Origin of the sequence: Phenylobacterium sp. LjRoot225, assembly GCF_964252855.1 — a bacterium.
GTDB lineage: Bacteria > Pseudomonadota > Alphaproteobacteria > Caulobacterales > Caulobacteraceae > Phenylobacterium.
The window spans coordinates 1308056-1332572 of sequence record NZ_CAXUPL020000001.1 but is presented as its reverse complement, the minus strand read 5'-3'; the positions used below and the strand labels follow the sequence as shown (position 1 = coordinate 1332572).

General features: G+C 69.9%; 26 protein-coding genes. 10 read left to right on the top strand and 16 right to left on the bottom strand.

What is annotated here, in order from left to right; all coding sequences use genetic code 11:
• Positions 1-132 precede the first annotated feature (132 nt).
• From ACSQ2B_RS06420 to ACSQ2B_RS06410, 3 genes are all read left to right on the top strand, one after another.
• A complete protein-coding gene (locus ACSQ2B_RS06420; RefSeq protein WP_436048331.1) occupies positions 133-720 on the top strand; it encodes a glutathione S-transferase family protein in 588 nt (195 codons plus the stop codon).
• Positions 721-784: 64 nt separating this feature from the next.
• Positions 785-1795 carry a S1/P1 Nuclease gene (locus ACSQ2B_RS06415; RefSeq protein ID WP_436048330.1) on the top strand — a complete coding sequence of 337 codons (1011 nt, stop codon included), beginning with the start codon at positions 785-787 and terminating at the stop codon, positions 1793-1795.
• Positions 1795-2244, top strand: coding sequence for an NUDIX domain-containing protein (locus ACSQ2B_RS06410; protein WP_436048329.1), 450 nt, complete (start codon positions 1795-1797; stop codon positions 2242-2244). Before ACSQ2B_RS06415 ends, ACSQ2B_RS06410 begins: the two co-directional genes overlap by 1 nt.
• Before the next feature lie 6 nt (positions 2245-2250).
• On the opposite strand, the gene ACSQ2B_RS06405 is transcribed toward ACSQ2B_RS06410, so the two are convergent.
• Complete coding sequence (locus ACSQ2B_RS06405) at positions 2251-2709, bottom strand: low affinity iron permease family protein (RefSeq protein ID WP_436048328.1); 459 nt, start codon at positions 2707-2709, stop codon at positions 2251-2253.
• A gap of 76 nt (positions 2710-2785) precedes the next feature.
• On the opposite strand from ACSQ2B_RS06405, the gene folD reads away from it, so the two are divergent.
• Complete coding sequence (gene folD / locus ACSQ2B_RS06400; protein ID WP_436048327.1) at positions 2786-3691, top strand: bifunctional methylenetetrahydrofolate dehydrogenase/methenyltetrahydrofolate cyclohydrolase FolD; 906 nt, start codon at positions 2786-2788, stop codon at positions 3689-3691.
• A gap of 175 nt (positions 3692-3866) precedes the next feature.
• Here folD and ACSQ2B_RS06395 read toward each other — a convergent pair whose 3' ends face one another.
• The 3 genes from ACSQ2B_RS06395 to ACSQ2B_RS06385 form a co-directional block, all read right to left on the bottom strand.
• The gene (locus ACSQ2B_RS06395; RefSeq protein ID WP_436048326.1) at positions 3867-4721 is read right to left on the bottom strand and encodes an isocitrate lyase/PEP mutase family protein; all 855 of its coding nucleotides are present in this window, start codon (positions 4719-4721) and stop codon (positions 3867-3869) included.
• Between the two features lie 101 nt (positions 4722-4822).
• The gene (locus ACSQ2B_RS06390; RefSeq protein WP_436048325.1) at positions 4823-5338 is read right to left on the bottom strand and encodes a 3'-5' exoribonuclease domain-containing protein; all 516 of its coding nucleotides are present in this window, start codon (positions 5336-5338) and stop codon (positions 4823-4825) included.
• Between the two features lie 114 nt (positions 5339-5452).
• Positions 5453-6223: an NYN domain-containing protein gene (locus ACSQ2B_RS06385; RefSeq protein WP_436048324.1), complete on the bottom strand. Its 771-nt coding sequence runs from the start codon at positions 6221-6223 to the stop codon at positions 5453-5455.
• A 126-nt stretch (positions 6224-6349) separates the two neighbouring features.
• Here ACSQ2B_RS06385 and ACSQ2B_RS06380 point away from each other — a divergent pair, with 126 nt between their 5' ends.
• On the top strand, positions 6350-6874 hold the full coding sequence (locus ACSQ2B_RS06380; protein ID WP_436048323.1) for a DUF1993 domain-containing protein: 525 nt from the start codon (positions 6350-6352) through the stop codon (positions 6872-6874).
• Between the two features lie 287 nt (positions 6875-7161).
• Positions 7162-8253, top strand: a complete 1092-nt coding sequence (locus ACSQ2B_RS06375) for a 3-deoxy-7-phosphoheptulonate synthase (RefSeq protein ID WP_436048321.1) — start codon at positions 7162-7164, stop codon at positions 8251-8253.
• Here ACSQ2B_RS06375 and ACSQ2B_RS06370 read toward each other — a convergent pair.
• Genes ACSQ2B_RS06370 through ACSQ2B_RS06355 form a run of 4 tightly spaced genes read right to left on the bottom strand, consistent with a single transcriptional unit; the run spans position 8242 to position 11721 of the window.
• Entirely contained in the window at positions 8242-8844 is a 603-nt protein-coding gene (locus ACSQ2B_RS06370) for an ABC-type transport auxiliary lipoprotein family protein (RefSeq protein ID WP_436048320.1), read from the bottom strand. The two genes, ACSQ2B_RS06375 and ACSQ2B_RS06370, sit on opposite strands and share 12 nt — an antisense overlap.
• Complete coding sequence (locus ACSQ2B_RS06365) at positions 8841-9779, bottom strand: MlaD family protein (protein ID WP_436048318.1); 939 nt, start codon at positions 9777-9779, stop codon at positions 8841-8843. Before ACSQ2B_RS06365 ends, ACSQ2B_RS06370 begins: the two co-directional genes overlap by 4 nt.
• On the bottom strand, positions 9779-10561 hold the full coding sequence (locus ACSQ2B_RS06360; RefSeq protein WP_436049599.1) for an ABC transporter ATP-binding protein: 783 nt from the start codon (positions 10559-10561) through the stop codon (positions 9779-9781). Before ACSQ2B_RS06360 ends, ACSQ2B_RS06365 begins: the two co-directional genes overlap by 1 nt.
• 38 nt (positions 10562-10599) lie before the next feature.
• Complete coding sequence (locus ACSQ2B_RS06355; RefSeq protein WP_436048317.1) at positions 10600-11721, bottom strand: MlaE family ABC transporter permease; 1122 nt, start codon at positions 11719-11721, stop codon at positions 10600-10602.
• Positions 11722-11999: 278 nt separating this feature from the next.
• On the opposite strand from ACSQ2B_RS06355, the gene ACSQ2B_RS06350 reads away from it, so the two are divergent.
• From ACSQ2B_RS06350 to ACSQ2B_RS06335, 4 genes are all read left to right on the top strand, one after another.
• The gene (locus tag ACSQ2B_RS06350; protein WP_436048315.1) at positions 12000-12323 is read left to right on the top strand and encodes a hypothetical protein; all 324 of its coding nucleotides are present in this window, start codon (positions 12000-12002) and stop codon (positions 12321-12323) included.
• A 425-nt stretch (positions 12324-12748) separates the two neighbouring features.
• The gene (locus ACSQ2B_RS06345) at positions 12749-13252 is read left to right on the top strand and encodes an RcnB family protein (protein ID WP_436048314.1); all 504 of its coding nucleotides are present in this window, start codon (positions 12749-12751) and stop codon (positions 13250-13252) included.
• A gap of 103 nt (positions 13253-13355) precedes the next feature.
• Positions 13356-13832: a hypothetical protein gene (locus tag ACSQ2B_RS06340; protein ID WP_436048312.1), complete on the top strand. Its 477-nt coding sequence runs from the start codon at positions 13356-13358 to the stop codon at positions 13830-13832.
• 61 nt (positions 13833-13893) lie between these two features.
• Complete coding sequence (locus ACSQ2B_RS06335) at positions 13894-14853, top strand: hypothetical protein (protein WP_436048310.1); 960 nt, start codon at positions 13894-13896, stop codon at positions 14851-14853.
• A gap of 33 nt (positions 14854-14886) precedes the next feature.
• Here the strand turns inward: ACSQ2B_RS06335 and ACSQ2B_RS06330 are convergent, their stop codons facing one another.
• From ACSQ2B_RS06330 to ACSQ2B_RS06295, 8 genes are all read right to left on the bottom strand, one after another.
• Entirely contained in the window at positions 14887-15699 is an 813-nt protein-coding gene (locus ACSQ2B_RS06330; RefSeq protein ID WP_436048309.1) for an SDR family NAD(P)-dependent oxidoreductase, read from the bottom strand.
• Positions 15700-15873: 174 nt separating this feature from the next.
• Positions 15874-16134 (bottom strand): alkylphosphonate utilization protein, encoded by a 261-nt coding sequence (locus tag ACSQ2B_RS06325; protein WP_436049597.1) that lies wholly within the window; start codon positions 16132-16134, stop codon positions 15874-15876.
• Positions 16135-16261: 127 nt separating this feature from the next.
• Entirely contained in the window at positions 16262-16441 is a 180-nt protein-coding gene (locus tag ACSQ2B_RS06320) for a hypothetical protein (RefSeq protein WP_436048307.1), read from the bottom strand.
• Between the two features lie 79 nt (positions 16442-16520).
• Complete coding sequence (locus ACSQ2B_RS06315; RefSeq protein WP_436048305.1) at positions 16521-19763, bottom strand: efflux RND transporter permease subunit; 3243 nt, start codon at positions 19761-19763, stop codon at positions 16521-16523.
• A gap of 87 nt (positions 19764-19850) precedes the next feature.
• Complete coding sequence (locus tag ACSQ2B_RS06310) at positions 19851-21014, bottom strand: efflux RND transporter periplasmic adaptor subunit (RefSeq protein ID WP_436048303.1); 1164 nt, start codon at positions 21012-21014, stop codon at positions 19851-19853.
• Positions 21011-22273: a TolC family protein gene (locus tag ACSQ2B_RS06305; RefSeq protein WP_436048301.1), complete on the bottom strand. Its 1263-nt coding sequence runs from the start codon at positions 22271-22273 to the stop codon at positions 21011-21013. Before ACSQ2B_RS06305 ends, ACSQ2B_RS06310 begins: the two co-directional genes overlap by 4 nt.
• A gap of 48 nt (positions 22274-22321) precedes the next feature.
• Positions 22322-22684: a hypothetical protein gene (locus ACSQ2B_RS06300; RefSeq protein ID WP_436048299.1), complete on the bottom strand. Its 363-nt coding sequence runs from the start codon at positions 22682-22684 to the stop codon at positions 22322-22324.
• A gap of 76 nt (positions 22685-22760) precedes the next feature.
• Positions 22761-24434 (bottom strand): MFS transporter, encoded by a 1674-nt coding sequence (locus tag ACSQ2B_RS06295; RefSeq protein ID WP_436048298.1) that lies wholly within the window; start codon positions 24432-24434, stop codon positions 22761-22763.
• Positions 24435-24517 lie beyond the last annotated feature (83 nt).

Genomic DNA, 24517 nt, shown 5'->3' with positions numbered 1-24517 from the left:
CGGCCACATGCCGACGGGGCAACCCCGTGCGGCAGAATGATGTCGCGTCCCAGATAGGTCGCAATGATTGACGCCGGGTTACGCAGCGGCTCTGCTGAAGATCAGCGTATTAATCCGTTCAGTGGAGCACGGGTGGTGATCACGATCTACGGCGACTCGATTTCAGGTAACTGCCTGAAGGTGAAATGGACCGCGGATCATCTCGGCGTCGCCTATCGATGGCTTGAGACCGGGGTCCTGAATGGGGAAACCCGCACCGCGGAATTTCTCGCGATGAACCCCGCCGGGCAGGTCCCGCTGGTGCTGCTGGCGGATGGACGGCCGCTGGCCCAGTCCAACGCCATCATCCTGCACCTGGCCGAGGGCTCGCCGCTGATTCCCGCCGACGCCTATGAGCGCGCCCGGATGTTGGAGTGGATGTTCTGGGAGCAATACAGCCACGAGCCCTATGTCGCCGTGGCCCGCTTTCAGGTGCGCTACCTGGAAAAGCCGGTGGGCGATCTCGAGCCGCGAATCGTCGAGCGCGGTCTCCAGGCCCTGCAGCGGCTGGAGGGCGGGCTCGCGACCTCGTCCTTCCTGGTCGGCGAGCAGCCGAGCCTCGCCGACGTGGCCCTGGTCGCCTATACCCGCGTGGCCGGGGAGGGCGGCTTCGACCTTGACGCCTTTCCGCGCGTGCAGGCCTGGATCGCCCGCGTTGAGGCGGCCCTGGGCATCGCCTGAGGGGTGCGTGAAGATGGCGTGACGCCGGCTTGCGCGGGCGATGATCTGGACGCACAGGGGAGGGATGCGCCGTTTGCTCGCTCTCCCGCTCGCCGCCGCCCTCATCGCGGCCGCGCCGGCCCAGGCTTTGGCGTGGGGGGCGACCGGGCATCGGATGATCGGGCAGCTGGCGGTAGAGACCCTGCCGGCCGACGCGCCGGCCTTCCTGCGCACGCCCAAGGCCGCCGACGACGCGGGCGAGCTGTCGCGCGAACCGGATCGCTCCAAGGCCTCCGGCAAGATCCACGACAGCGACCGCGACTCGGCGCACTTCCTCGACCTGGCCGACGACGGGACGGTGCTGGGCGGGCCGCGGCTCGACGCCCTTCCGCCCACCCGTGCGGACTATGAGACGGCGCTGCGGCCCGCCGGCGTCGACAGCTGGAAGGCCGGCTATCTGCCCTATGCGATCGTCGACCGCTGGCAGCAACTGGCGCACGACTTCGCCTACTGGCGGGTGCTGACCGCCGCCGAGAAGAACCGCGCCTGGGCCGGCCATCGCGCCTGGTACGCCGCCGACCGCCGCCGGCGCGAGGCGCAGATCCTTCGCGACATCGGCGAGCTGTCGCACTTCGTCGGCGACGGCGCCCAGCCGCTGCACGTGACCCTCCACTTCAACGGCTGGGGACCGTATCCGAACCCCGCCGGCTACACCCAGGCCAAGGTGCACGGACCCTTCGAGGGGGATCTGGTGCGCGCGGCGGTGCGCAAGTCCGCCGTCGCGCGACGGATGGCGCCGCTCCGGCTCTGCGGCTGCGCGATCGAGCAGCGGGCGGTCGACTATCTGGCCGAGACCAACCGCCGGGTGGTCCCCTTCTACGAGCTGGAGAAGGCCGGGGCCCTGCAGCCGGCCGATCCGCGCGGTCCCGCCTTCGCCCGCGAGCAGCTGGCGCGCGGCGCCTCGGAGCTGCGCGACCAGATCGTCGAGGCCTGGAACGCTAGCGCCGGCCTGCAGGTCGGTTGGAAGCCGGTGGCGGTGGCCGACGTCGTCGCCGGCCGCGTCGATCCCTATCCCTCGCTGTACGGAGCCGACTGATGAGCACGCCCCAGTTCGGCGCGGCGGAGCCCGGCCGCGACTATCCCGATCGTCCCGCCGCCTTCGTGGTGCTGGAACACGAGGGCCGCATAGCCTGCATGCGCGTCGCCTTTCGCCGCGACGGACCGAAGATCGACCTGCCGGGCGGCGGGCTCGACCCGGGCGAGACCTATGTCGAGGCCGCCGCCCGCGAATGCGGCGAGGAGGCCGGGTTGAAGGTGACCGTCGAGGACCAGCCCTTCGTCTGCGCCGACCACTACTTCATCAACGGCCAGGGCAAGAGCCACAACACCCGCGGCCAATTCTTCGTCGGGCGGCTGGAGGCGGAGGCCCCGGAACTGCAGATCGAGGACGACCATGAGCTCGTCTGGCTGGAGCCGCTGGACGCGCTGCGTCAGCTCGACCGCGAGTCGCACGCCTGGGCGCTGGCGGCCTGGCTGCGGCGGTAGCGGCGCCTAGCCTGCGGCCCGCTTCGCGCTGGGTGTCGCCGGCTTGCGCGAGCGGCCGACGGCCGGGCGCTTGCCGTGACGACTGCTGGCCCGGGCGCGCTTGAGGACCTCCGGGCGGTGCTTCTCGCACTGCGCCAGGATGTCCTCGAGCTCCTTGTCCGAGAGGTGCTCGATGCCGATGAACTCGTTCTTCGCCTTGGTCACCAAGATCAACTCGTCGAGTTTGGCCTGCAGGGCGGCGTTGTCGCGGTTCTGGGTGTTCTGGATCAGGAAGACCATCAGGAAGGTGACGATGGTCGTGCCGGTGTTGATGATCAGCTGCCAGGTGTTGGAATAGCCGAAGACGGGTCCGGTCATGCCCCAGATCACGACGATCAGGCAGCAGGCCAGGAAGGTTAAGGGCCGACCCGCCCAGCGGGAGACTTCGCTGGCGATCGTGGCGAAGGTTTCGCTGAAGCCGCTCATGGAGCCGACCACTCCTTCCAGAGGTTTGCGTCGTCCAGCCTGAACGGCTACTTCGGGGCCACGTTCCGGAGGTCCCATGGCTGAGCTCGCGCTTCCCGCGAAACTGATCGACGGCAAGGTCTATGCGGAGCGCCTGCGCGGCCAGGTCGCTGAGCAGGTGGCCGAGCTGAAGCGCCTCCACGGCATCCAGCCGGGCCTGGCGGTGGTGCTAGTGGGCGAGGACCCGGCCAGCCAGATTTACGTCCGCTCCAAGGGCGAGCATTCGCTGGCGGCCGGCATGCATTCGGTGACCCACCGGTTGCCAGACAATACCGAGCAGCACGAGCTGCTGCGGCTGATCGCCGAGCTGAATGAAGACCCGCTGATCCACGGCATCCTGGTGCAGCTGCCGCTGCCCAAACACCTCGACGAGAAGTCGGTGCTGGCGGCGATCAACCCGGACAAGGACGTCGACGGCCTGCACGTGGTCAACGCCGGGCGCCTGGCGAGCGGCCTGCCGGGCCTCTATCCCTGCACCCCCATGGGCAGCATGATCCTGTTGCGCGAGACCCTCGGCGACCTGACCGGCAAGCGCGCCGTGGTCGTCGGCCGCTCGGTCCTGGTCGGCCGGCCGATCGCCCAGCTGCTCCTGCAGGCCGATTGCACGGTGACCATCGCCCACTCCCGCACGGTGGATCTGCCGGCCGTCTGCCGCGAGGCCGACATCCTGGTCGCCGCCGTCGGCCGCCCGCGGATGATCCGCGGCGACTGGATCAAGCCGGGCGCGACGGTGATCGACGTGGGCATCAACCGCGTCCCCTTCGACGACCCGGAAAAGGCCGCCGCCGGCCGCACCAAGGTGGTCGGCGACGTCCACTTCAAGGAAGCCAGCCAGGTCGCCGGCGCGATCACCCCGGTGCCGGGCGGCGTCGGCCTGATGACCGTGGCGGTGCTGCTGCAGAACACCGTGACCGCGGCGAAAAGGCTGGCGGGCCTGGAATAGGGGGCGACGCCGAACGCCTCAGGGCGAACGACCGCATTGAATTCATTAGTCCGTCATCCCGGCCGAAGCGCAGCGTAGAGCCGGGACCCAGGGCGGTGCGCACGGCCCTGGGTCCCGGATCGGTCTTGCAGACCGTCCGGGATGACGCGCGTTTTGTGTAGGGCGTTTGGCGAGCCTACGCCCGCGTCTCCCGCCCGGTCCGCTCTGCCCAGTCGGAGATCAGCTCGTCGTAGAGGTCCTGTTCGATCAGGGCGTTCTTGCCTTCCAGGTTGAGGTCGGCGGTGACCTTGCCGGTCTGCATCAGCTCGGTGGCGCGCTCCAGGTGCAGCTTGGCCGCGCCCAGCCAGCCCCAGCCGGTGTGCAGGGTGCAGGCCGTGCCGGGAATCGGCAGGCCCAGCACGACGATCGGTTTCGACAGCGCCTTGCCGAGCTCGGCGGTCTGCTCCGGGCTGGCCATCGGGAACACCAGGGCGTCGGCGCCGGCCTCGATGTAGGCCTTGCCGCGTTTGATCGCTTCGTCGAGCGAGCCGCCGCCGCCGCCGCGCCGGGCCTGGGTGTAGAGCTCGTCGCAGCGGGCGATGATCACCAGGCCTGAGTCGCCGCGGCCCTTGACGGTGGCCTCCAGCCTAGCCTGCATGTCAGCGATGGACGCCAGGGGCGCCGCATAGGTCGAGTGTTTGGGATTGATCTCGTCCTCGACATGGATGCCGGCGACGCCCGAGCGGGCGTAGCGGCGCGCGAAGTGGAAGGCGTCGGCGATCGTCTCGCCCAGGGTGTCGGCGTCGGCGATCAGCGGAATGTCGATGGCCGCGGCGATCCGCGAGGCCTGCTCGAGCTGCTCGACCTGGGAAAAGACTCCGTTGTCCGGCACGGCGTAGTGGAAGGCGCTGCAGGCGTGGCCGCCCAGATAGGCCGCCTTGAAGCCGACCTTCTCGACGATGCGCGCGGTCAGCGCGCTGTAGGCGTCGGCGGCGATGAAATGCTCGCCGCTGGCGAACAGGTCGCGGAGTTTCTGCGCCTGGGTTGTCATGTGTCTCTCCTCCCGAGTTTGGCGGCATAGTTGCGCGCTCGCGCGCCGCTGTCAGCCGTCGGGCGCCAAGATCGCCGCCGCGGTTTGGGCGGCGCGTGGGGCTAGGCGCCGGACGGGTGCTTGGCGCCGGTGGCGCAACGCTCCCCGCCCTTCGGGTCGAGACGGCAGAGAAAGGTCCAGGCCTCCTTGGTCCATCGCGCGTCGGCCAGGGCATGGTGCCGGGCGCCCGACTGATGCGGCAGCTCCGGGTCGCCGAGCGCGATGGCCCACTGCTTGATGTCCAGGCAGAGCTGGGGATAGCGGAACGGCAGCTCGGTCATGCCGCCGAACAACCAGCTGAAGGCGACCCAGTCGTAGGCCGGAAAATAGCCCCAGAAGACCGGGTGCTCGTCGCCATCGGTGAACCGGCGCACGGCGTAGCCGATCTCCTCGCGCGGCATGCCTGCGCCCTCGAGCTGGGGTCGCACCTGCTGCTGCGTCCAGAGGCTGGCCTTCGACCAGTCGACCTCGCTGCTCTCGGCGTAGAATTCGCGCCCGTCCTCCGCCACCAGGCCCAGACTGATCAGGTCGATGCTGTAGGGGCGCTCGATGAACTCGGTGTCGATCCAGTATTTCACGGCGCGGCGGCTCCCGGACGGCCGGCCGGTTTTACGCTTCGGAGGTGGGCCTGTCCGCCGAGGCCGTCGGGGATCGCCCACAGATCGTCGAAGCTGCCGCCGGATTGATCGCGCTCAGGCCGTGGTCGCGGGACCGGCGCCTCGGCCTGGGGGCGGCGGCTTGATGCGGATGTAGACGCCGCCGGCGTCGTTGCGGCTGACGTCGAAGCCGCCGGCCTGTTCCACGAGATCGCCGAGCTTGGCCTGGCCGTAGGTCCGGGGGTCGAAGTCGGAGGCCAGGATCGCCAGCCGCTGGCCGACCCGGCCGAGCGTCACCCAGCCGTCGTCGCCGTCGTCCAGCTGGGCGATGGCGGTGCTGATCAGGTCCTTGGCCGCGCTCGGCGGCTTCAGCGTGGGGGCTCGGCGCGCGTCGGCGCGGACCGGCCGGTCGGGCGCCGGCGCCTCGGGCAGCAGGTTCTCCGTGTAGACGAACCGGCGGCAGGCCTGGCGGAAGCTCTCCGGCGTCTTTTGTTCGCCGAAGCCGTAGACGTCGACGCCCTGCTCGCGGATGCGGGCGGCGAGCCGCGTGAAGTCGCTGTCGGACGAGACCAGGCAGAAGCCGTCGAACCGGCCCGAGTGCAGCAGGTCCATCGCGTCGATGACGAGGGCGATGTCCGAGGCGTTCTTGCCGGTCGTATAGGCGAAGTTCTGATGCGGCATGATCGCGTGGGTCGCGAGCACGTCGGCCCAGCCCTTCAGGCGGGTCCCCGAAAAGTCCCCATAGATCCGCCGCACGCTGGCTTCGCCGATCTTGGCGATCTCTTCGAACAGTCCAGGCGCGATGCGCGGCGAGGCGTTGTCCGCATCGATCAGAACGGCGAGGCGGGGTGTTCTGGGTTCGGCCATCCGCAAGGATAACGCCAATGGGGCGCGGAGCCACGGCTTTCGATCGTCTGCGCCACTCGTTCTGGCCCGAAGCGTCGCCATATAGAGGCCGAGGGGCGCGAGGCCCCTGCGGCCTGGGAGGATCCAATGAGCTTCACGATCTATGACGCGTCCGCGCCCGTGTTCATCGCCAGCCTGACCAGCATGCAGGCCTGGCTCGACAAGGCGCTTGGCGAAGGCAAGGACGAGGCGGCCCTGCTGGCGGCGCGGCTCGCGCCCGACATGCGGCCCTTCACCGCCCAAATCCAGATGGCCTCCGACAGCGCCAAGGGGGCGGTGGCGCGGCTCGCGGGCGTGGACGCGCCGTCCATGCCGGACACCGAGGCGAGCTTCGCGGAGCTCAAGGACCGCTGCCAGCGCACCATCGACTTCATCCGCAGCGTCGACCGGTCCGCCTTCGACGGCGCCGAGGATCGCCAGGTCGAGCTGAAATTCCCCAACGGCTCAGGCTACCGGTTCAAGGGCGGCGACTACCTGACCGGCTTCGCCCTGCCGAACTTCTTCTTCCACGTCACCACGACCTATGCGCTGCTGCGCGCGGAGGGCGTGGCCCTCGGCAAGCCGGACTTCCTGCAGCACCTGGGTCCGCCGAACATCAGCGCAGCCGCCTAGGCGCCGAGAGACGCGCCGGCCCGCAGGCGAGGTCGGCGCGTCGTCCTGCGACGCCAGGCCGGGGCGTTGACATCCTGCCGCCGACGTCTCATCTAGCGTCCATGATCCGCACTGCCGGCCAATATTCGTTTTGGTATTTCGGCTATCCGACGCTCCTGGCGCCGGCAGTGGATCGTTCGGCCTAAGCGCAAGCTCTCCGCCGAAGTCCAGCAGCCGCCAGGGATTGGCGGCTTTTTTCATGGCCGCATTCCCCAAAAGATCCCCCGCCGAACCTCACGGGAACCGCCATGCCTTCCAAGACCGACGACCTCCGCATCGAACATCTCGAAGTGCTCTCGCCTCCGGCCCAGGTGATCGGCGAGCAGCCGGCCACCTCGCTCGTCGAAGAGACGGTGAGCGGTGCGCGCCAAGCCATCCAGCAGATCCTGCATGGTCCTGACGACCGACTGCTGGTGGTGGTCGGGCCGTGCTCGATCCACGATCCGGCCGCAGCGATGGACTATGCGCGCCGCCTGAGCGAACAGCGCCGCCGCCATGCCCGCGAGCTGGAGATCCTGATGCGGGTCTATTTCGAGAAGCCGCGCACCACGGTGGGCTGGAAGGGGCTGATCAACGACCCGGGCCTGGACGGCAGCTTCCGCATCGACGAGGGACTGCGGCTGGCGCGCCGGCTGCTGCTGGACATCAATGCGCTGGACCTGCCGGCGGCCTGCGAGTTCCTCGACCTGATCACCCCGCAGTACCTGGCCGACCTGGTGGCCTGGGGCGCGATCGGCGCGCGCACCACCGAGAGCCAGATCCACCGCGAGATGGCGTCTGGCCTGTCGTGCCCGGTCGGCTTCAAGAACGGCACCAACGGCGACGTGAAGATCGCCGTCGACGCGGTGCTGGCGGCGGCTCATCCGCACCATTTCCTGGCTGTCGACAAACAGGGCAGGGCGGCGATCGCCGCCACCCGCGGCAACGCCGACGGCCACGTGGTGCTGCGCGGCGGGGCCAGGCCCAACTATGACGCGGGCGCCATCGCCGCCGCGGCCGCCGAACTCGCCAAGGCCGGCCTGCCGACGCGTCTGGTGGTCGACGCCAGCCACGCCAACAGCGGCAAGAACCCCGCCAACCAGCCGGCCGTGATCGCCGATCTCTCAACCCAGGTCGCCGCCGGCGCGCAGCACCTGCTGGGCGTGATGATCGAGAGCCACCTGGTCGAGGGCCGCCAGGACCTCGTGCCCGGCCGGCCGCTGACCTACGGCCAGTCGATCACCGACGGCTGCGCCGGATGGGACGCCACCGAAGCGATGCTCGACCAGCTGGCCGGGGCGGTGCGAACCCGCCGCGGAACGGCGGCGCGCCGGCCTGAGGCGGCCGCCTCAGGCGGCTGAGCTGTTGGTCCAGGCTACGATGTCGCCGAGCACCTTGCCGAGGGCGGTGTTGTAGGCGGCGACGATCGCGGCGACGCGATTGCGCTCCGCCGGCGCCCGGGCCTCGAAGATCCGCTCGGCGACCGCGGCGCGGTCGCGCACCAGCACGGCGCGAATGCGGATCAGCACCACCGGATCGCGGCCCTCGCCGTAGCGGGTCTCGAAGTTGCGCACGTCCAGCCTGAGCGCCAGGTTGGCGTGCGCCGGTTCGCCGCGCGGGATCAGCCGCACGCGACCCGGCGCGCTGTCGAAGGCGGCGGAGACCGCCTCGTCGAACAACGCCTCGGAGGGCGCGACCCAGCGGGTCTCGGCGATGTAGGACGCCCGGTCGCCGGTGATGGTGAGGATCCGGTCGCCCGCCGCTTCGCGCTGGAAGAGGCCGCCGGCGCGGAACACGCCGATGGCGTCCGGTCGGTCCGGCGCCTCGGCCACCGGCACGCCGAAGCGATAGAGCTGTGAAGCCTTGACCTTCGGCAGCAGCGAGATGCAGCCCGAGAGGCTGAACGCCAGCAGGCCCGCAAAGGCGAGTTTCAGGAGGGCGGGTCGGGTCATGGCTTCACCTTCATTTCCTCGCCGGCCGGCTTGCCGAGCGCGCCCGTCGGGCTGGACTGCACGTCGTTGAGCAGGCGCTGGAGCGACTGGGCGGCGTTCTGAAGCTCGATCACCGCCTGGGTGATCTGCGGCAGGCCGTTGTTGGCGAAGTCCTGGGTCGGCCCTTGCAGCTTGGTGATCATGGCGTGGGCCTCGGCGGCGGTGGCCTTGGCCTCCTCGGCGGCCTCGGCGACGTTCTTCAGCGTGCGCCGGCCATCGCCGTTCAGCATGTCGTCGGCGTCGGCGGCGATCTTGGTGATCTGCTGGGCGGTGGCGTCGATGTCCTGCAAGGTCTTCTGGGCGTCGGCGAAGAGCGCCTTGCGCTGGCGCAGCTCCGCCGTCACCGCCTGGGCGTCCGAGACGACGGCGGAGAAGTTCTTGATGTTCTGCTCGGAGAGCACGCGGTTGACGCGGTCCAGCGCCTCGATCGTCCGGGTCAGCACCGTGCCGCCGCCCTCCAGCAGGTCGGAGAGCGCGCTGCGCTGGCTGCGGATCACCGGGATCTGGTCCTTCGGCACGGTCTTCTTCAGCAGCGGCCGGGACGGCGAGCCGGCGGTGATCTGGATGTAGTTCACCCCGGTGATGCCCTGCGGCTCCAGGGTGGCGTAGGAATCCACCCGGATCGGCACGTCGGAGGTCACCCGTGTCCGGGCGATGACCCGCGATGGATTGGTCCGGTCCAGCGCGATCTTGGTCACGTCGCCGACCTTGATGCCGTTGAAGTGCACCTCGCCGCCCTGGGTGAGTCCGCGGACCGGGCCCTGGAACAGGATGTCGTAGGTGTCGTAGTCGCGGGTCAGCTGCAGTCGGGCGAGCCAGACCACGAAGACCAGCATGCCCACGAAGAGGATCAGCGATGACGCGCCCACCAGGGCGTAGTTGGCGTTCTTTTCCATCAGGCTTTCGTCCTCGCCGCGCCGGCGGCGCGGCCGCGGGGTCCCAGGAAGTATTCGCGGATCCAGGGGTGATCCGACTTTTCGAGCTCTTGAACCGGGGCGACGGCGACCACCTTCTTGTCGGCGATCACGGCGACCCGGTCGGTGATCTCGTAGAGGGTGTCGAGGTCGTGGGTGATCATGAAGACGGTCAGGTCGAGGCTGTCCGAAAGATCCCTGAGCAGCTCGTCGAAGGCCGCCGCCCCGATCGGGTCGAGGCCGGCGGTGGGTTCGTCGAGGAACAGGAGCTCGGGGTCGAGCGCCAGGGCGCGGGCCAGGCCGGCCCGCTTGCGCATGCCGCCGGACAGCTCCGCCGGCTTCAGCGACCCGGCGTCGGCGCGAAGCCCCACCAGGGCGATCTTCAGGTCGGCCAGCTCGTAGATCTGCTTCTTCGGCAGCCGGGTGTGCTCGAACATCGGAGCGGCGACGTTGTCGCGGACGCTGAGGTTGGAGAACAGCGCGCCCTGCTGGAACAGCACGCCCCAGCTGCGGTTGATCGCGCCCCAGCGCCGGCGTGTGGCGTGCTCCAGGTCCTGGCCGAAGACCCGCACGGCGCCGCCCTGCGATCGGCGAAGCCCGATGATGGTGTTCAACAGCACCGACTTGCCGGCGCCCGAGCCGCCGACCACGCCCATCACTTCGCCGCGCTCGACCGTGAGGTCCAGGTGGTCGTGCACCACGTGGTCGCCAAAGGCGTTGACCAGGCCGCGGACCTCAATCGCCGGGCCCTGGCCGTCCAGCAGCTCGGCGTCGGCGAGCGCGTCGTCGTGCGCCTGGCCGCTCAAACGTCGAGCTCCATGTAGACCAGGGCGAAGGCGGCATCGATGACGATGATGGCGAAGATGGCGTGCACCACCGCGGCCGTCACACGCCGGCCAAGCGATTCGACGTCGCCGCCGACTTCCAGGCCCTGGCGGCAGCCGATGCCGGCGATCACCATGGCCATGACCGGCGCCTTGGAGAGCGCCACCCAGAAGTGGGTGACGCCGACGTTGTCGACGATCCGCTGGAAGAAGAAAGCGGGCCCCAGGCCCAGCACGGACCAGGTCACCACCAGGCCGCCGAACAGGCCCGCCACGGTGGCGACGAAGGTGAGCAGGGGGATGGTCAGGAGCAGGGCGGCGAACCGCGGGAAGACCAGAGCCTCGTAGGGGTCGACGCCCATCACCTGCATGGCGTCGATCTCCTGCTGCATCTTCATCGAACCGATCTCGGCGGCGAAGGCTGAGGCGGAGCGGCCGGCCAGCAGGACGGCGGTGATGATGATGTTGAACTCGCGCGTCACCGCGATGCCGATCAGCTCGACGGCGAACACCTCGGCCCCGAACTGCCGCAGCATGTTGGCGCCCAGCAGGCCGACCACCGCGCCGATGAAGAAGGAGGTGGTGGCGACGATCGGCAGGGCGTCGAATCCAGCCCGCTCCATCAGCGACACCAGGGCCGGGAGGCGGATGCGGCCGGGATTGAAGACGGCGCGGACCACCACGACCAGCAGGTGGCCGAGGAAGACCATGGTCTCGGTGGCCTCGCGGGCCATGTCCACCACGGCCTTGCCGATGCGGATCGTGAGCTGGTGAAGGCTGTGCGGTTCCGGCGGCGGCGTCGCCTTGGCGGTGCGCGCGGCGCGCACCAGCTCGAGAAGCCTGAGGTTCTCGGGCCGGGCGCTGACCTGGGCCAGGTCGAAATCCTCGCCCAGCGCCCGCAGGACGGCGTAGGCGCCGGCGGTGTCCAGCCGGTGGACGCCCTTGAGATCGATCGAGACGCCGGTCGCGGCTGCATCCTTCGCGGCGTCCGCCAGGCGCGCGTCGGCCCCGGCCATATGGGCGGCGGTCCAGTCGCCGCTCAGGGTTAGTTGCGAACCTTGCGCCGAGGTGCTGAGGCTGAAGTCGGCGGCTCTGTCCATCAGCGGCTGGAAACTCCGTGGGCGCGGCGCACAGCCGGCCCGTCACGCCCGCTTGCAAGGCGCACGTTAGCAAAAGGGGTGCAAGCGGCGAACGCCCCATGGCCCAGGTTGTTCCGTCGGGCTCCCCGGCCCGCTAGGCGCGACATCGAGTCACGGTCTCGCACACGACGGGCTTGCGGCCAAGGTGAGCCACCTTTTGGCCCCACTCCCGCAGGAAGCATGCCCCAATCGGGCGTCGGCAGGACGCCCGGGCCGACAAACAGGGGTGGAGAGTAGCTTTGAGCCGCCAGATTGAACTCGCCGGCAAGTCCGGCGCCCGTTACCGCTACACGCCGCTGGAGGAGGATCGCTCCATTCCGCCGGCTGGCGCCAACTATGTCATCGCCGAGCTGACGCCCCAGGGACCCAGCGTGGTCTATGCGGGCGAGACCGACAACCTGGCGAACCGCGCCTGGCGGGAGGCCCTGGACGAGGCGCGCAAGACCCACGCCGAGGCCAAGGTGCTCACCCGCCTGAACGTCACCCGGGCGGTGCGCGAGGCCGAGCGTGCAGATCTGGTCGAGCAGTATCAGCCGCCGATGAACCAGGACGTCCCGAACTAGCAGCGGCCCGACCGCCGCCGGCGATCGGGCGACTGTCACGCGTGGGCTGATCATCGCGTCGGACACGTCACGCCTCTTCGCAGGCCCCCGCTCGGGCCCGGTTGGAAAACATCGGGCCGACGTCTAGCCGGCCTGTGTTGAGGCGGCATGGAGGCTCTGCGGACCTTCAACCTTTTGCGCCGGCCTCGGCCTTCCTCGCCGCAGCAAGACCGACGAAGTCGAAGAGGACGTCGCAGACCCGCGGGTCCGAAGCCGGACCACCTCGCCCAGGTGGTCGGCGCGCCGGCCCCCGGCGGCGACCTTTCGGCCACGACGACGTTGGGCCCATCAGAGACGACGCGAACCTGAGCGCCAGATGAACGAGCTGGACGGATCTCAGTCAGGCTCGGCGGCGCAGGATGGCGGCAATGGAAATGGAGATCACGATGAAGAAGCTAGTCATCGCCGTCATGGCGGCGACCACGGCGCTTACGGGGGTGATGTCCGCTGGCGTCGCCGCTGCGCAGCCCGGCTACTACGGCGACCGCGACCGCGATCGTGGCGACCATGACCGGCGCGACCATGATCGGCGCGACCGTGACCGCCGCGATTACCGCGACCATCGCGACGACCGCCGGAATTATCGCGACCACCGCAGCTATGAGCGGAATTGGGACCGCTGGTACCGCCACGACCGCTGGTCGCGCGGCGACCACCGCTATTACGGCGGCCGCTACGGCTATAACGGCTACCGCGGTCATTGGCGGAGCGGCGAGCGCTACCCCTACTGGCGCGAAAACCGCTACGTCATCAGCGACTACCGCGCCTATCGCCTGCCGCCGCCGCGTCCGGGCTACCGCTACTATCGCGACGACAACGGCGACATCGTCATGGTGGCGATCGCCTCCGGCATCATCGGCATGATCATCGGCAGCTCCCTCAACGACTAGAGCCGATGACCAGGGAGCAAGGGACGGCGCGGTGGCGCCGTCCCTTCGCATGTCTACAGATTCCCACTGGCGAGGGCTGGCCGACGGATGTTAGGCGCGGGCCATGACGACGCCGATCACCCTGTGGCTCGAGATCTCCCATCACGCCGCCTTCCGGGTCGGCGGCTGGGCCCATGTGCGGCGCGAGCCGGACGGCGCGGTCCAGGGCTACGCGGGCGGTGAGCGGCGTATCGACGCCGAACGCGCCGCGCTGCTCGGCCTGATCGCCGCGCTGAAGGACACGCGCGGCGCGGCGCCGGTCCAGGTCCGGACCACCTCGCCGCTGGTGGCGGCGATCCCGGCGCGCCTCAAGGCCGCCCAGGCGGGAGAGGATGCGCCGTCCGAGAATCTCGACCTCTGGGCGCAGCTGACGACCGCGCTGTCCGCGACGCGCGTCGAGGTGGTCGCCGGAGCGGCCCAGGACCGCCCCACAGTCTTCGCCGCCGCCTGGGCCGAGGTCGGGCGCGACCGGGCGAAGGACAAGGGAAACTTCACCGCGGCCATCCCCAAGCCCAATCTCGCGAAGGCCGGCGTCGGCTAATTTGGAGCCGCTCCTGGTTTCGTCTTTGCGAAAAAGACGAGCCGGATCAATGTCGGGCGAGATGAGTCCGGATGCCCCGATATCAACCCTGCGCTTCGCCCTGCGCGTCGCGAACGCCTTTATCGTGGATATGCTCGTCGTTTCTCGGGGGACGCGCGACTTCACCGACGCCCTGATCCTGACCACGCTGGTGCAGAGCAATTCGGCGCCGCTGGCCGGGGACTATGAGCTGCAGCAACGCTATGCGGCGTTCGACACGCCGCCGCCGGAAAGTCTGCTGCGGCCGATCAGCATCAATGCGGTCGCCACCTCGCTTGGCCTGCCCTTCGAGACCGTGCGGCGCAGGACCAAGCGGCTGATCGCCGACGGCGTTTGCGAGGCCGTGGCCGAGGGGATCCGGTTCCGGGAAGAGGCGCTGCGCTCGCCGGAGCAGCGGCGAATGATCGACGCCACCTATGCGACGGTGCGCAACCTCTATCACCGTATGAAGCGCAACGGCTGTCTCGACATCATGGAGCTGCCGGGCCGCCGGGCGGCGATCCGGTCGGAGGAGGGGGCGCCCGTACGGATCGTCTGGCGTGCAGCTTCGGCCTACACGCTGCGGATGATGGAGCATCTGCTGCCGGCCGTTCCCAGCCTCTCGCGAGCCTTCATCATTCTGGCGGTGTTCCGCACCAACACCGATGAGCTGCCGGACGGAATTCGCGGCGGCGAGGGCGTCGCGGTCGAGGATTTCGTGCCGGACTCCTTCCGCAGGCCGGCGCGCGCCAGCGACGTCGCCGCCATGCTCGGCCTGCCGCACGAGACCGTGCGCCGCCACCTGGCCGCCCTGATCGAGAACGGCCGTTGCGTCAGGGTCCGCGACGGCGTGGTGGTGCCGGCCGCGGTGCTCGCCCGGCCCAATGTGCTCAGCGCCTGGGGGGCGAACTTCCGCTACCTCAACCGAATGTTCGCCGAGCTCGCCGAGATGGGCGTGCTGGCGCTCTGGGACGCCGAGCTGGAAGCCCAGAACGCCGCCTGAGCTCAACTCCGCCCTGGTCGCCGAAGACGCGGCTCAGCGCCCCAGCACAGCGGCCGTCATCCCGCCGTCCACGAGAATGTCCCGGCCGCTGATGAATGAGGCGCCCGGCGAACACAGGAAGATGGCCACCGAGGCGATCTCGTCGGGCGTTCCCAAGCGGCCGAGCGGGGTCTTCTCCAGCATGACCTTCATCTGCGGGCTCGCCGCCTGTTCGGCGCGGCTCATCTGGGTGTCGATGAGGCCGGGCGCGATCGAGACGATGCGCGCCTTGCGCTCGCCGAAGGCGGCCGCCTGCCGCGCCACCAGCTTGATCACAGCGCGCTTGGAGATCGGATAGGCCATCTCAGGCTTGGTCGCGAACTTCATCAGCGAGGCGGAATCGTCCTCGTCGGACAGTTGGTCGATGGCGGCATCGATCTCCGGGACGTTGACCAGATAGGCCGACGACGAGCTGATCAGCACGGCGCAGCCGCCTTCCGCCATCCTCGGCCGGGTCGCATTCACCAGCCGCACCGTCGCGTCGTAGTTGACGGAGAAGATCCGGACGGCGTCGCCCATGGTCGGCGAAAGCCCGGCGGTGTGGATCAGGGCGCCGATCGGTCGATCCCCAAGCGTCGCCAGAATGCGGGCGGGGAAGGCCGGGTCGGCGATATCGCCGGCCAGAACATCCACCTGCTGACCAGGCGCGCGCAATGCGCCGGCGCTTTGCTCCAGCCGCCCGAGATCGATGTCGCACAGGATCAGCGACCAACCCTGGGCCGCGAGCTGGGCGGCGGTCGCCGAGCCCATTCCGCCGGTGGCGCCGGTGACGATGGCCAGGCCCGGCTTGCCTTGCTGCTGGGTCATTTGGATCTCCCCCCTAGGGTCGCGAAATGGTTGGCGCCTCCAGGGCGAACGGCCTGGCTGGCCTCGACTAGGGTGAGGAGAAGCCGGGGTCTTCACAATGGCGGACAATGTCGAATGCGGGTCGTGCACGCCCGGAGCGGCCGAAAACCGCCGCGATGGCGCTGGACCGCCGGCTCAGTTCTTCTTCACGAACTCCGCGCGCAGCACGAGCCCCTTGATGCTCTCGTGGCGGCAGTCGATCTCCTGGGCGTCGCCGGTCAGGCGAATCGAGCGGATCACCGCGCCGCGCTTCAGGGTCTGGCCGCCCGCGCCCTTGACCTTCAGGTCCTTGATCAGGGTGACGCTGTCGCCGTCGGCCAGCAGGTTGCCGACCGCGTCGCGGACCTCGACCTGGGCTGATGCGGCGGACCGCTCGGCGGCCTCGGCCGCGCTGATCCATTCCCCCGTCGCTTCGTCGTAGACGAAGTCCTCGCCGCCCCCGGTCATTGGAGTCTCCTCTGTAGGCCGCCGGCTTAGAGGCCCGGCCGGGTCGGGACCAGCGGATTCGACTGAGAGGGCGGGCTCAGCGCTTGGCCTTGCCGACCACCACGCCGACCCCGGCGCCCACGGCTGCGCCGATGGGACCGCCCACCACCAGACCCGCCGCAGCCCCGGTCGCGGCCCGCTGTTCGGTGTTGTGCCCGCAGGCGCCGAGCGCCAGCAGCGCCGCGCCGGCCGCCAGGAACGTCAGGGTCTTGGGCATCGTCCGTCATCCTCCGAGCTGTCGATGCGGCTTGACCATGAGATTGGGTCAGGAATCCGGCGGGGTCTCCCGGCGGCGGCTATTCGCCCGGCGCGAGGCCGGGTTGCAGCCGCCGCGCCGGTCGCCAGCGCTCGGCGACAGCGAGCAAGACCTGGGTGATGGCCGGCAGCACCACCAGGGTGAGGGCGGTGGCCGTGATCAGCCCGCCGATCACCACCATCGCCAACGGCTTCTGCACCTCGGCGCCGGTTCCATGGGCCAGGGCCATGGGAATGAAGCCGATGGCGGGCACGAGGCCGGTCATCACGACCGGACGGACTTTCTCCAGCATGCCGTCCTGGATCGCTTCGGCCGGTGGAAGGCCAAGGTCCAGCCGGCGCCGGATGGCGCTCATCACCACAAGACCGTTGAGCACCGCGACGCCCGCCAGGACGATGAAGCCCACGGCGGCGGACACCGAGAAGTTGATCCGGGTGAGCGCCAGGGTGAATACGCCGCCGGCGAGACCCAGGGGGACTGCGGTGAAGATGGCCAGCGCCAGAGCGAGATTGCCGAGCGCCAGGTAGAGCAGGGCGAAGATGGCGGCGAAGGCGATCGGGATGACGATCGACAACCGCTGCGAGGCCGCCTGCAGGTTCTGGAACTGGCCGCCCCATTCGATGTAGGCGCCCGGCGGAAGCGCGACCGCCGCGACCTTGGGTCTGGCGGCATGGACGAAGGAGCCGACGTCACGCCCGCGCACGTTCGCCTGCACCACCACCACCCGCTTGCCGTTCTCGCGGCTGACCTGGTTCAGCCCCTCGGTGTAGCGGAACTGGGCCAGCTGACTGAGGGGCGCCGAGCCGCGAGGGTGTCCGTCCGCCCCGCCTGGCAGCATGACCGGCAGGGCGCCGAGCGCGGCCAGGTCGTTGCGGCTGCTCAACGGCGCCCGAACGACGACGTCGAAGCGGCGATCGCCTTCGAACAGCAGCCCCGCCTCACGCCCGGCCATGGCGGCGGCGGCGGTGTCGGCGACCTCCTTCACCGTAAGGCCGTAGCGGGCGATGGCCGCACGGTCGAACTGCACGTCGAGGGTGGGGGCGCCGTTCACCTGTTCGGCGCGGACATCGGCGGCGCCGGGGACGGACTGCAGCGCCGCCGCGACCCGGGCGGCGGCCGCGCTCATCTTGTCCAGATCGTCGCCGTAGATCTTCACGGCCACGTCGCCGCGGACGCCGCCGATAAGCTCATTGAACCGCAACTCGATGGGCTGGCTGAGTTCGTAGCCCTGGCCGATCAGGGCGCCGGCCTTGCTCTCGACCCGCGCGATGACGTCCTCCTTGCTGTCGACGCCCTTGGGCCAATCCCTCCGGGGTTTGAGGATCACGAAGCCGTCGGAGATGTTCGGCGGCATCGGGTCGGTGGCGACCTCCGCCGTGCCGGTCTTGGAGAACATCATCTCGACCTCGGGCAGGCTCTTCACGGCGCTCTCGACCTGCCGCTGCATCCCCAGGGACTGTTCCAGCGACACCGAGGGGATGCGCTGGGACGCCAGGGCGAGGTTCTTTTCGTCGAGCTGCGGAATGAACTCCTGGCCAAGGAAGCTGAAGGTGATGGCGGAGAGGGCGAAGACGCCCGCCGCCGCGCCGATGACCGGCCATGGGCGCGCAACGGCGCGCGTCAGAAGCGGCGCGTAGCGCGTCTTGAGCCAGGCGATCGAGCGGACGTCCTTCTCCGCCACCTTGCCGCGGATCAGCAGCGCCACCATGGCCGGCACGAAGGTCAGCGACAGGATGAAGGCGGCCGCCAGGGCCAGCATGAGGGTGATGGCCATGGGGCCGAAGGTCTTGCCCTCCACGCCCTGAAAGGTGAGCAGGGGGGCGAACACCAGGAGGATGATGGCCTGGCCATAGATGGTCGGGCGGATCATTTCCTGGGAGGCGAGCACGGTCTCGTCGAGCCGTTCCCGGAGCGTCAACAGCCGTCCTTCCTGGTGTTGTCGCTCGGCCAGCCGCCGCAGGCTGTTCTCGATGATGATCACCGCGCCGTCGACGATCAGGCCGAAGTCGAGCGCGCCCAGGCTCATCAGATTGCCGGAGACCCCCAGGGCGTTCATCCCGATCGCCGTCATCAGGAATGAGACCGGAATGATCAGCACGGCGATCAGGGCGGCCCGGGCGTTTCCAAACAGCAGGAACAAGGCCGCGGCGACCAGCACCGCCCCCTCCGCCAGGTTGCGCTGGACGGTGGCGATGGTGGCGTTGACCAGCTTCGAGCGGTCCAGCACCGGTTTGACGGCGACGCCGGCCGGCAGGCTGCGCGTTATGGTCTTCAGCCGCGCGCCCGCGGCCTTGGCGACCGTCCGGCTGTTCTCGCCGATCAGCATCAGGACGGTGCCGACCACCACCTCGTGACCGTTCATGCTGGCCGCGCCCATGCGCAGCTCGCCGCCCAGCCGCACATTGGCGACGTCCCGCACGCGCACCGCCACGCCGCCGCGGGTGGCGATCACCGCGTCGGCGACGTCGTTGAGCGAGCGGATCCGCGCATCGGCCCGCACCAGGTAGGCCTCGCCGGCTCGTACCAGGAAGTTCGCGCCGACCGACAGGTTCGACGCTTCGAGCCCCTCGGCCAGGTCGGTGAAGGAGATCCCGTAGGTCGTCAGCCGAACCGGGTCGGGTTCGACCACGTATTGCTTTTCGAAGCCGCCGATCGAGTCGATGCCGGCGACGCCCTGCACGGTGCGCAGCTGGGGCGCGATGATCCAGTCCTGGACCGTGCGCAGATAGGCCGCGCGGGAGACCTCGTCGGTGAGATGCTCCCCCTCCGCCGTGAGGAAGCTGCCGTCCGATTGCCAGCCGGGCTGGCCGTCGCGCACCGGGGCGCCGCGACCGCCAGGCTGGGCGAAGTCGACGCTGTACATCAGCACCTCGCCCAGGCCGGTGGTGACCGGGCCGACCTGCGGCAGAACTCCCTCGGGAAGGCTGTCGCGCGCCTGGTTGAGTCGCTCGCTGACCTGCTGGCGTGCGAAATAGAGGTCGACGTCCTCCTTGAAGACGGCGGTGACCTGCGAGAAGCCGTTGCGCGAGATCGAGCGGGTGCTTTCGAGCCCGGGAATCCCGGCCAGCGCCGTCTCCACCGGGAAGGTCACACGCTTTTCCATCTCCGTGGGCGAGAGCCCCGGATCGACGCTGTTGATCTGCACCTGCTTGTTGGTGATGTCGGGCACGGCGTCGATCGGCAGCCTGCCGAGCTGCCAGACGCCGACCGCCGAGATCAGGGCGACCACGAAGAGCACCGTCCAGCGCGCCCGGACGGAAAGGGCCATGAGGCCGGCGATCATTGGAAGCCTTCCATGAGCATGTGTCGTGGGCCTGCGCCTCCGGCGAGGCTGGGCGCCGTCAAGGCGCGGCCTGGCGCGCCGTCAGGGTCAGTGCGCATCGCCGCCTTCCGCCTTTCCGAGCTCGGCCTTGAGCAGGAAGGCGTTGCGGATGGCGATCGCCTGGCCCGGGGCCAGGCCGGCGACAATCTCCGCGCGCCCGGCGCTGCGCTGCCGGACCGTGACCGGTCGCGCCTGAAATCCCTGGGCTGTGCGGACGAACACCACGTCGCGGCCGTCGACGGACTGCACCGCCTCTTCCGGGACGATGAGGGTGGTCGGTCCGTGCGCGGCGTCGGTGACGATGCGGGCCCGGAGCTGCTGGCCCGGCTGCAGGCTTGCCGCGGGGAGATCGAGCGTCGCCGTGGCCGCGCCCGTCTCCGGGTCCAGCGCCGGCGTAATGGCGCGCACGCGCCCCTGCAGGGTCTGGCCGTCCGCCGTCTCGACGATCGCGCGATCGCCGGGGCGCACGCGCGGCGCGTCGGCGCCGCTGATCGCCGCCTCGATCTGCAGCCGGGATGGATCGGTGACGCGGAACAGCTCGGTCTCGGGCTGAACGAAGGCGCCGAGGGTCACCGGCGCGGCGGTGATCCGTCCGGCGATCGGACTGGAAGCCGTCACGCCGCCGCCGTCGGCCGTCACCTTCGCCGCGCCGGCGGCCATCCGCGCCCGGCGGACTTCCGCATTGGCGGCGGCGGCCTCAGCCTCGGCCTGCTCATAGTCCTGACGCGCCGAGACCCGCTGCTCGAACAGCCGGCGCTCGCGGGCGAGGGTCTTGTGGGCCAGGTTGGCGCGCGCGGCCGCGGTCGTCCGGTCGGCCGCCAGCTGGGCGGCCTCGCGGCTCTCGACGACCGCAAGGACCTCGCCCGCCCGGACGGAATCGCCGATGCGCCTGTGGATCCGCGTTACCGCGCCTGTGGCGCGGGCGGTGAGCACGGCCTGGCCATCGGGCGCTGCGGCGACGGTCGCCTGGGCGATGATCTCTCCCGCCAGGCCGCCCGCGGCGGCGGCCTGGACGACGATGCCCGAGGCGCGAACCTGGTCGGCGCTCATCACCACGGCGCCTTCTGGCCCCTCGTGGTGGGCCTGCGCCGCCTCGGCAGGCGCGGCGGCGGCGTCAGCGTCCATCAATCGGGCGAGCCCGAAGCCGCCGAGGCCGGCGACAAGCACCGCGCCGGCGACTGCGCCATAGAGGCGAGTCCTGTCGTGTCTCATGGCTGGTCTCCTAGGAGGGCGCCGCCGTTCAGGCGCGCGAGCGCGGCCTGGGCGCTCACGCTCTCGACGGCTGCGGCGATGGTCTGGGTTCGGGCGTCGGTCAGGGCGCGCCGGGCGTTCAACAGTTCAATGAGGGCCAGCTTGCCGCCCTCGTAGCCGATGCGGGTGAGCCGGTACGCCTCGTCGGCGGTCCGCTCGCCCTCCTGGGCGGAGGCCAGGCGGCTCTCGGCGGCGGTGAGGCGCGCGGCGCTGGAGCGGGCGGAGGCTTCCGCGTCCAGGCGCGCGGCGTTCAGCCGGGCCTCCGCCGCGGCCACCTCGGCGCGGGCGGCGCTGATGTTCCCGCGATTGCGATCGAACAGGGGCAGGGGCGCAGACAGGCCGGCGACGAAGGCGGTGGCGTCGTCGTCCTGGAAACGTCGCAGGCCGACGGAGACGGACAGGTCCGGAACGGCGCGGGTGCGCTCGACCCGGAGCCGGCGCGCAGCCGCGTCGCGTTCGGCCTCGGCCGCCAGGTAGGCGGCTGTTCCGCTCGCGGCGGGGTTGGCTGTGGCGAACAGCGGTCGGCGCTGATCGAGAAGGCTGACCGGGACGGAGGTGATCGGCGCAGGTGCGCCGGCCAACGCCGTGAGGTTGTCGAAAGCGGTCGCTCTGGCCGCGCGGGCTTCGTCGATGCTGGCGCGCGCCGCCTGCAGGGCGCCCCGCGCCTGGACCCGGCGAAGATCAGCTTCGCGGCCTGCGTCCACGAGCGCGCCGGCGACCCGCGCGTCTTCCTCCGCCAGGGCCGCGGAATCCGTCGCCAGCCGCAGACGGCGATCGGACGCCTCGGCCTCGGCGTAGGCGACCGCGAGGTCGAAGGCGTACTCCCCGCGGATGCGAACGGCGCGGCGGCGCGCCGCCTCGACCTCCGCGCGACCAGCGCTCGCGCGGGCGCGCCGCTTTCCGCCGAGCTCGAGGGTCTGTTCGAGGGTGGCGGTGGTCTCCGCCAAGTCCGCGCCGCGGAACGGGCCGGAACCGGAGAAGTTCTCGACCTCCAGCCCGAGCGTCGGGTTCGGACGGGTCCCCGCCTGCTGCGAGAGCCCCTCGGCGCGCGCGATCTCGGCCAGGGCTTCGGCCAGCCGCGGCGCGCGCTGCTGGGCTTCGCGCAGCAGTTCCGCAAACGGTGGGGCGGGCTCTGCCGCGGCTGCGCCGGCGCAGAGTCCCAGGGCGCTCAGCCCCAGGGCGGCCGCGCGAAGCGGCCGTCGATGATGGATCGGATGCATGAACCTTCTCGCCAATGACAACGGAGCGCGCAGGGCGCGCGTCGGTCGTCAGGCGCGAGGGGGTCGCTTCAATCCAAAGCGCGGGTCCGAGGTCGGCAGGACGTCCGTGAGGCGCTCATGCAGCACCGACGGCGGCAGAGGCGCATCGGCGGCGACGGCCTCGACCGGGACGTAGGGCGAGGCGTGGTGACAATGCCCGTGCAGGCAGGTCCCGACCCCGTCGTCGTGGCTCGCCCCGGAGCGTTCGGCGTCCGGCATGGCGACGACGGTCGATTCGGCGGCGACGGCGCTCAGGCCGCCCCCTTCGTCATGGCAGACGATGCGGTCGAGGCTCGGGCCGAGCGTGAGCACAACGAGCGCCAGGGCGAAGAAAATCCGCCCCAGCCTGCGCCATGTGCCGCGTCCAACCATGCGCCCCTATACCCAAGGTGGGGCTCCACGGGAATGCGTTACAAAATCACATTGCGGACCCGCGCAGGCGACAGCCTCAGGCTTCGATGTCGACGTCCTTGGTCTCGCGCAGGAACAGGATGCCGACCACCGCGGTGATGGCGGCGACCACCACCGGGTACCAGAGGCCGTAGTAGATGTCGCCGGTGGCCGCCACCATGGCGAAGGCGGTGGTCGGCAGGAAGCCGCCGAACCAGCCGTTGCCGATATGGTAGGGCAGGCTCATCGAGGTGTAGCGGATGTTGGTCGGGAACATCTCGACCAGCATGGCCGCGATCGGCCCGTAGACCATGGTCACCAGGATCACCAGGGCGGTCAGCACGCCGATGGCCAGCGGCACGTTGACCTTGGCGGTGTCGGCCTTGGCCGGATAGCCCGCCTGTTTCAGCGCTCCGCCGACCTCAGCCTCCCAGGCCTTGTTGCGGGCCGTGAAGGCGGTCTTGTCCATCTTGTCGCCGGCGAAGGAGGGAATGACCGTGGTCCCGATCTGCACCTGGGCCACCGATCCCGCCGGGGCGGGGCGGTTGACGTAGGTGACGCCGGCCTTGGCCAGGTAGGACTTGGCCAGGTCGCAGGAGGTGTTGAAGACCGTCTTGCCGACGGGGTCGAACTGGAAGGAGCAGCTGGCCGGGTCGGCCACAACGGTGACCGGCGAGCTCGCCGTGGCCGCGGCCAGGGCCGGGTTGACCGCCGTGGTCAGGGTCTTGAACAGCGGGAAGTAGGTCAGGGCCGCGATCAGGCAGCCGGCCATGATGATCGGCTTGCGGCCGATCTTGTCCGACAGCCAGCCGAAGACCACGAAGAAGGGGGTGCCGATCAGCAGGCTGCCGGCGATCAGGCCATAGGCCATCGTCCCATCCAGCTTCAGCATCTTCTCCAGGAAGAAGAGGGCGTAGAACTGGCCGGTGTACCAGACCACCGCCTGCCCGGCGGTCAGTCCGACCAGGGCCAGCACCACCAGCTTCAGGTTGGCGGCCTTGCCGAAGGCGTCGGCCAACGGCTGTTTCGAGCCCTTGCCCTCGGCGATCATCCGCTGGAAGGCCGGGCTTTCGTTCAGCTGCAGGCGGATCCAGACCGAGGCGGCCAGCAGCACGATCGAGACCAGGAAGGGCAGGCGCCAGCCCCAGGACTTGAAGGCGTCTTCGCCGAGCTGGGTGCGGGTGATCAGGATGACCACCAGCGACAGCAGCAAGCCCACCGTGGCGGTGGTCTGGATCCAGCTGGTGTAGAAGCCGCGCTTGCCGTGGGGCGCGTGCTCGGCGACGTAGGTCGCCGCCCCGCCGTATTCGCCGCCCAGAGCCAGGCCCTGCACCAGGCGCATGAAGACCAGCGCCACCGGCGCGAGCACGCCGATCTGCTCGTAGGAGGGCAGAAGGCCGACGACGAAGGTCGAAAGCCCCATCAGGACCATGGTGACGAGGAAGGTGTTCTTGCGGCCCCAGAGGTCGCCCAGGCGGCCGAACACCAGGGCCCCGAACGGCCTGACCGCGAAGCCTGCGGCGAAGGCCAGCAGGGCGAAGATGTAGCCGGTGGTCTCGTTCACCCCGGAGAAGAAGTGGTGGGTGATGAAGCTGGCCAGGGAGCCGTAGAGATAGAAGTCGTACCACTCGAAGACGGTGCCGACCGAAGAGGCTGCGATCACCAGACCGTCCTTGCGGTCGACCTCGTGCTCCTCGGTCGCGGGGGCCGAATATGTGCCTGTCGTCGCCATCTTTGCTCCTTGGCGGCGTCGCCCCGCCTTCTGACCTGCCGGCGCAGATTTCCGATGGCGTGACCTTGACAGCTTCGCCGTCA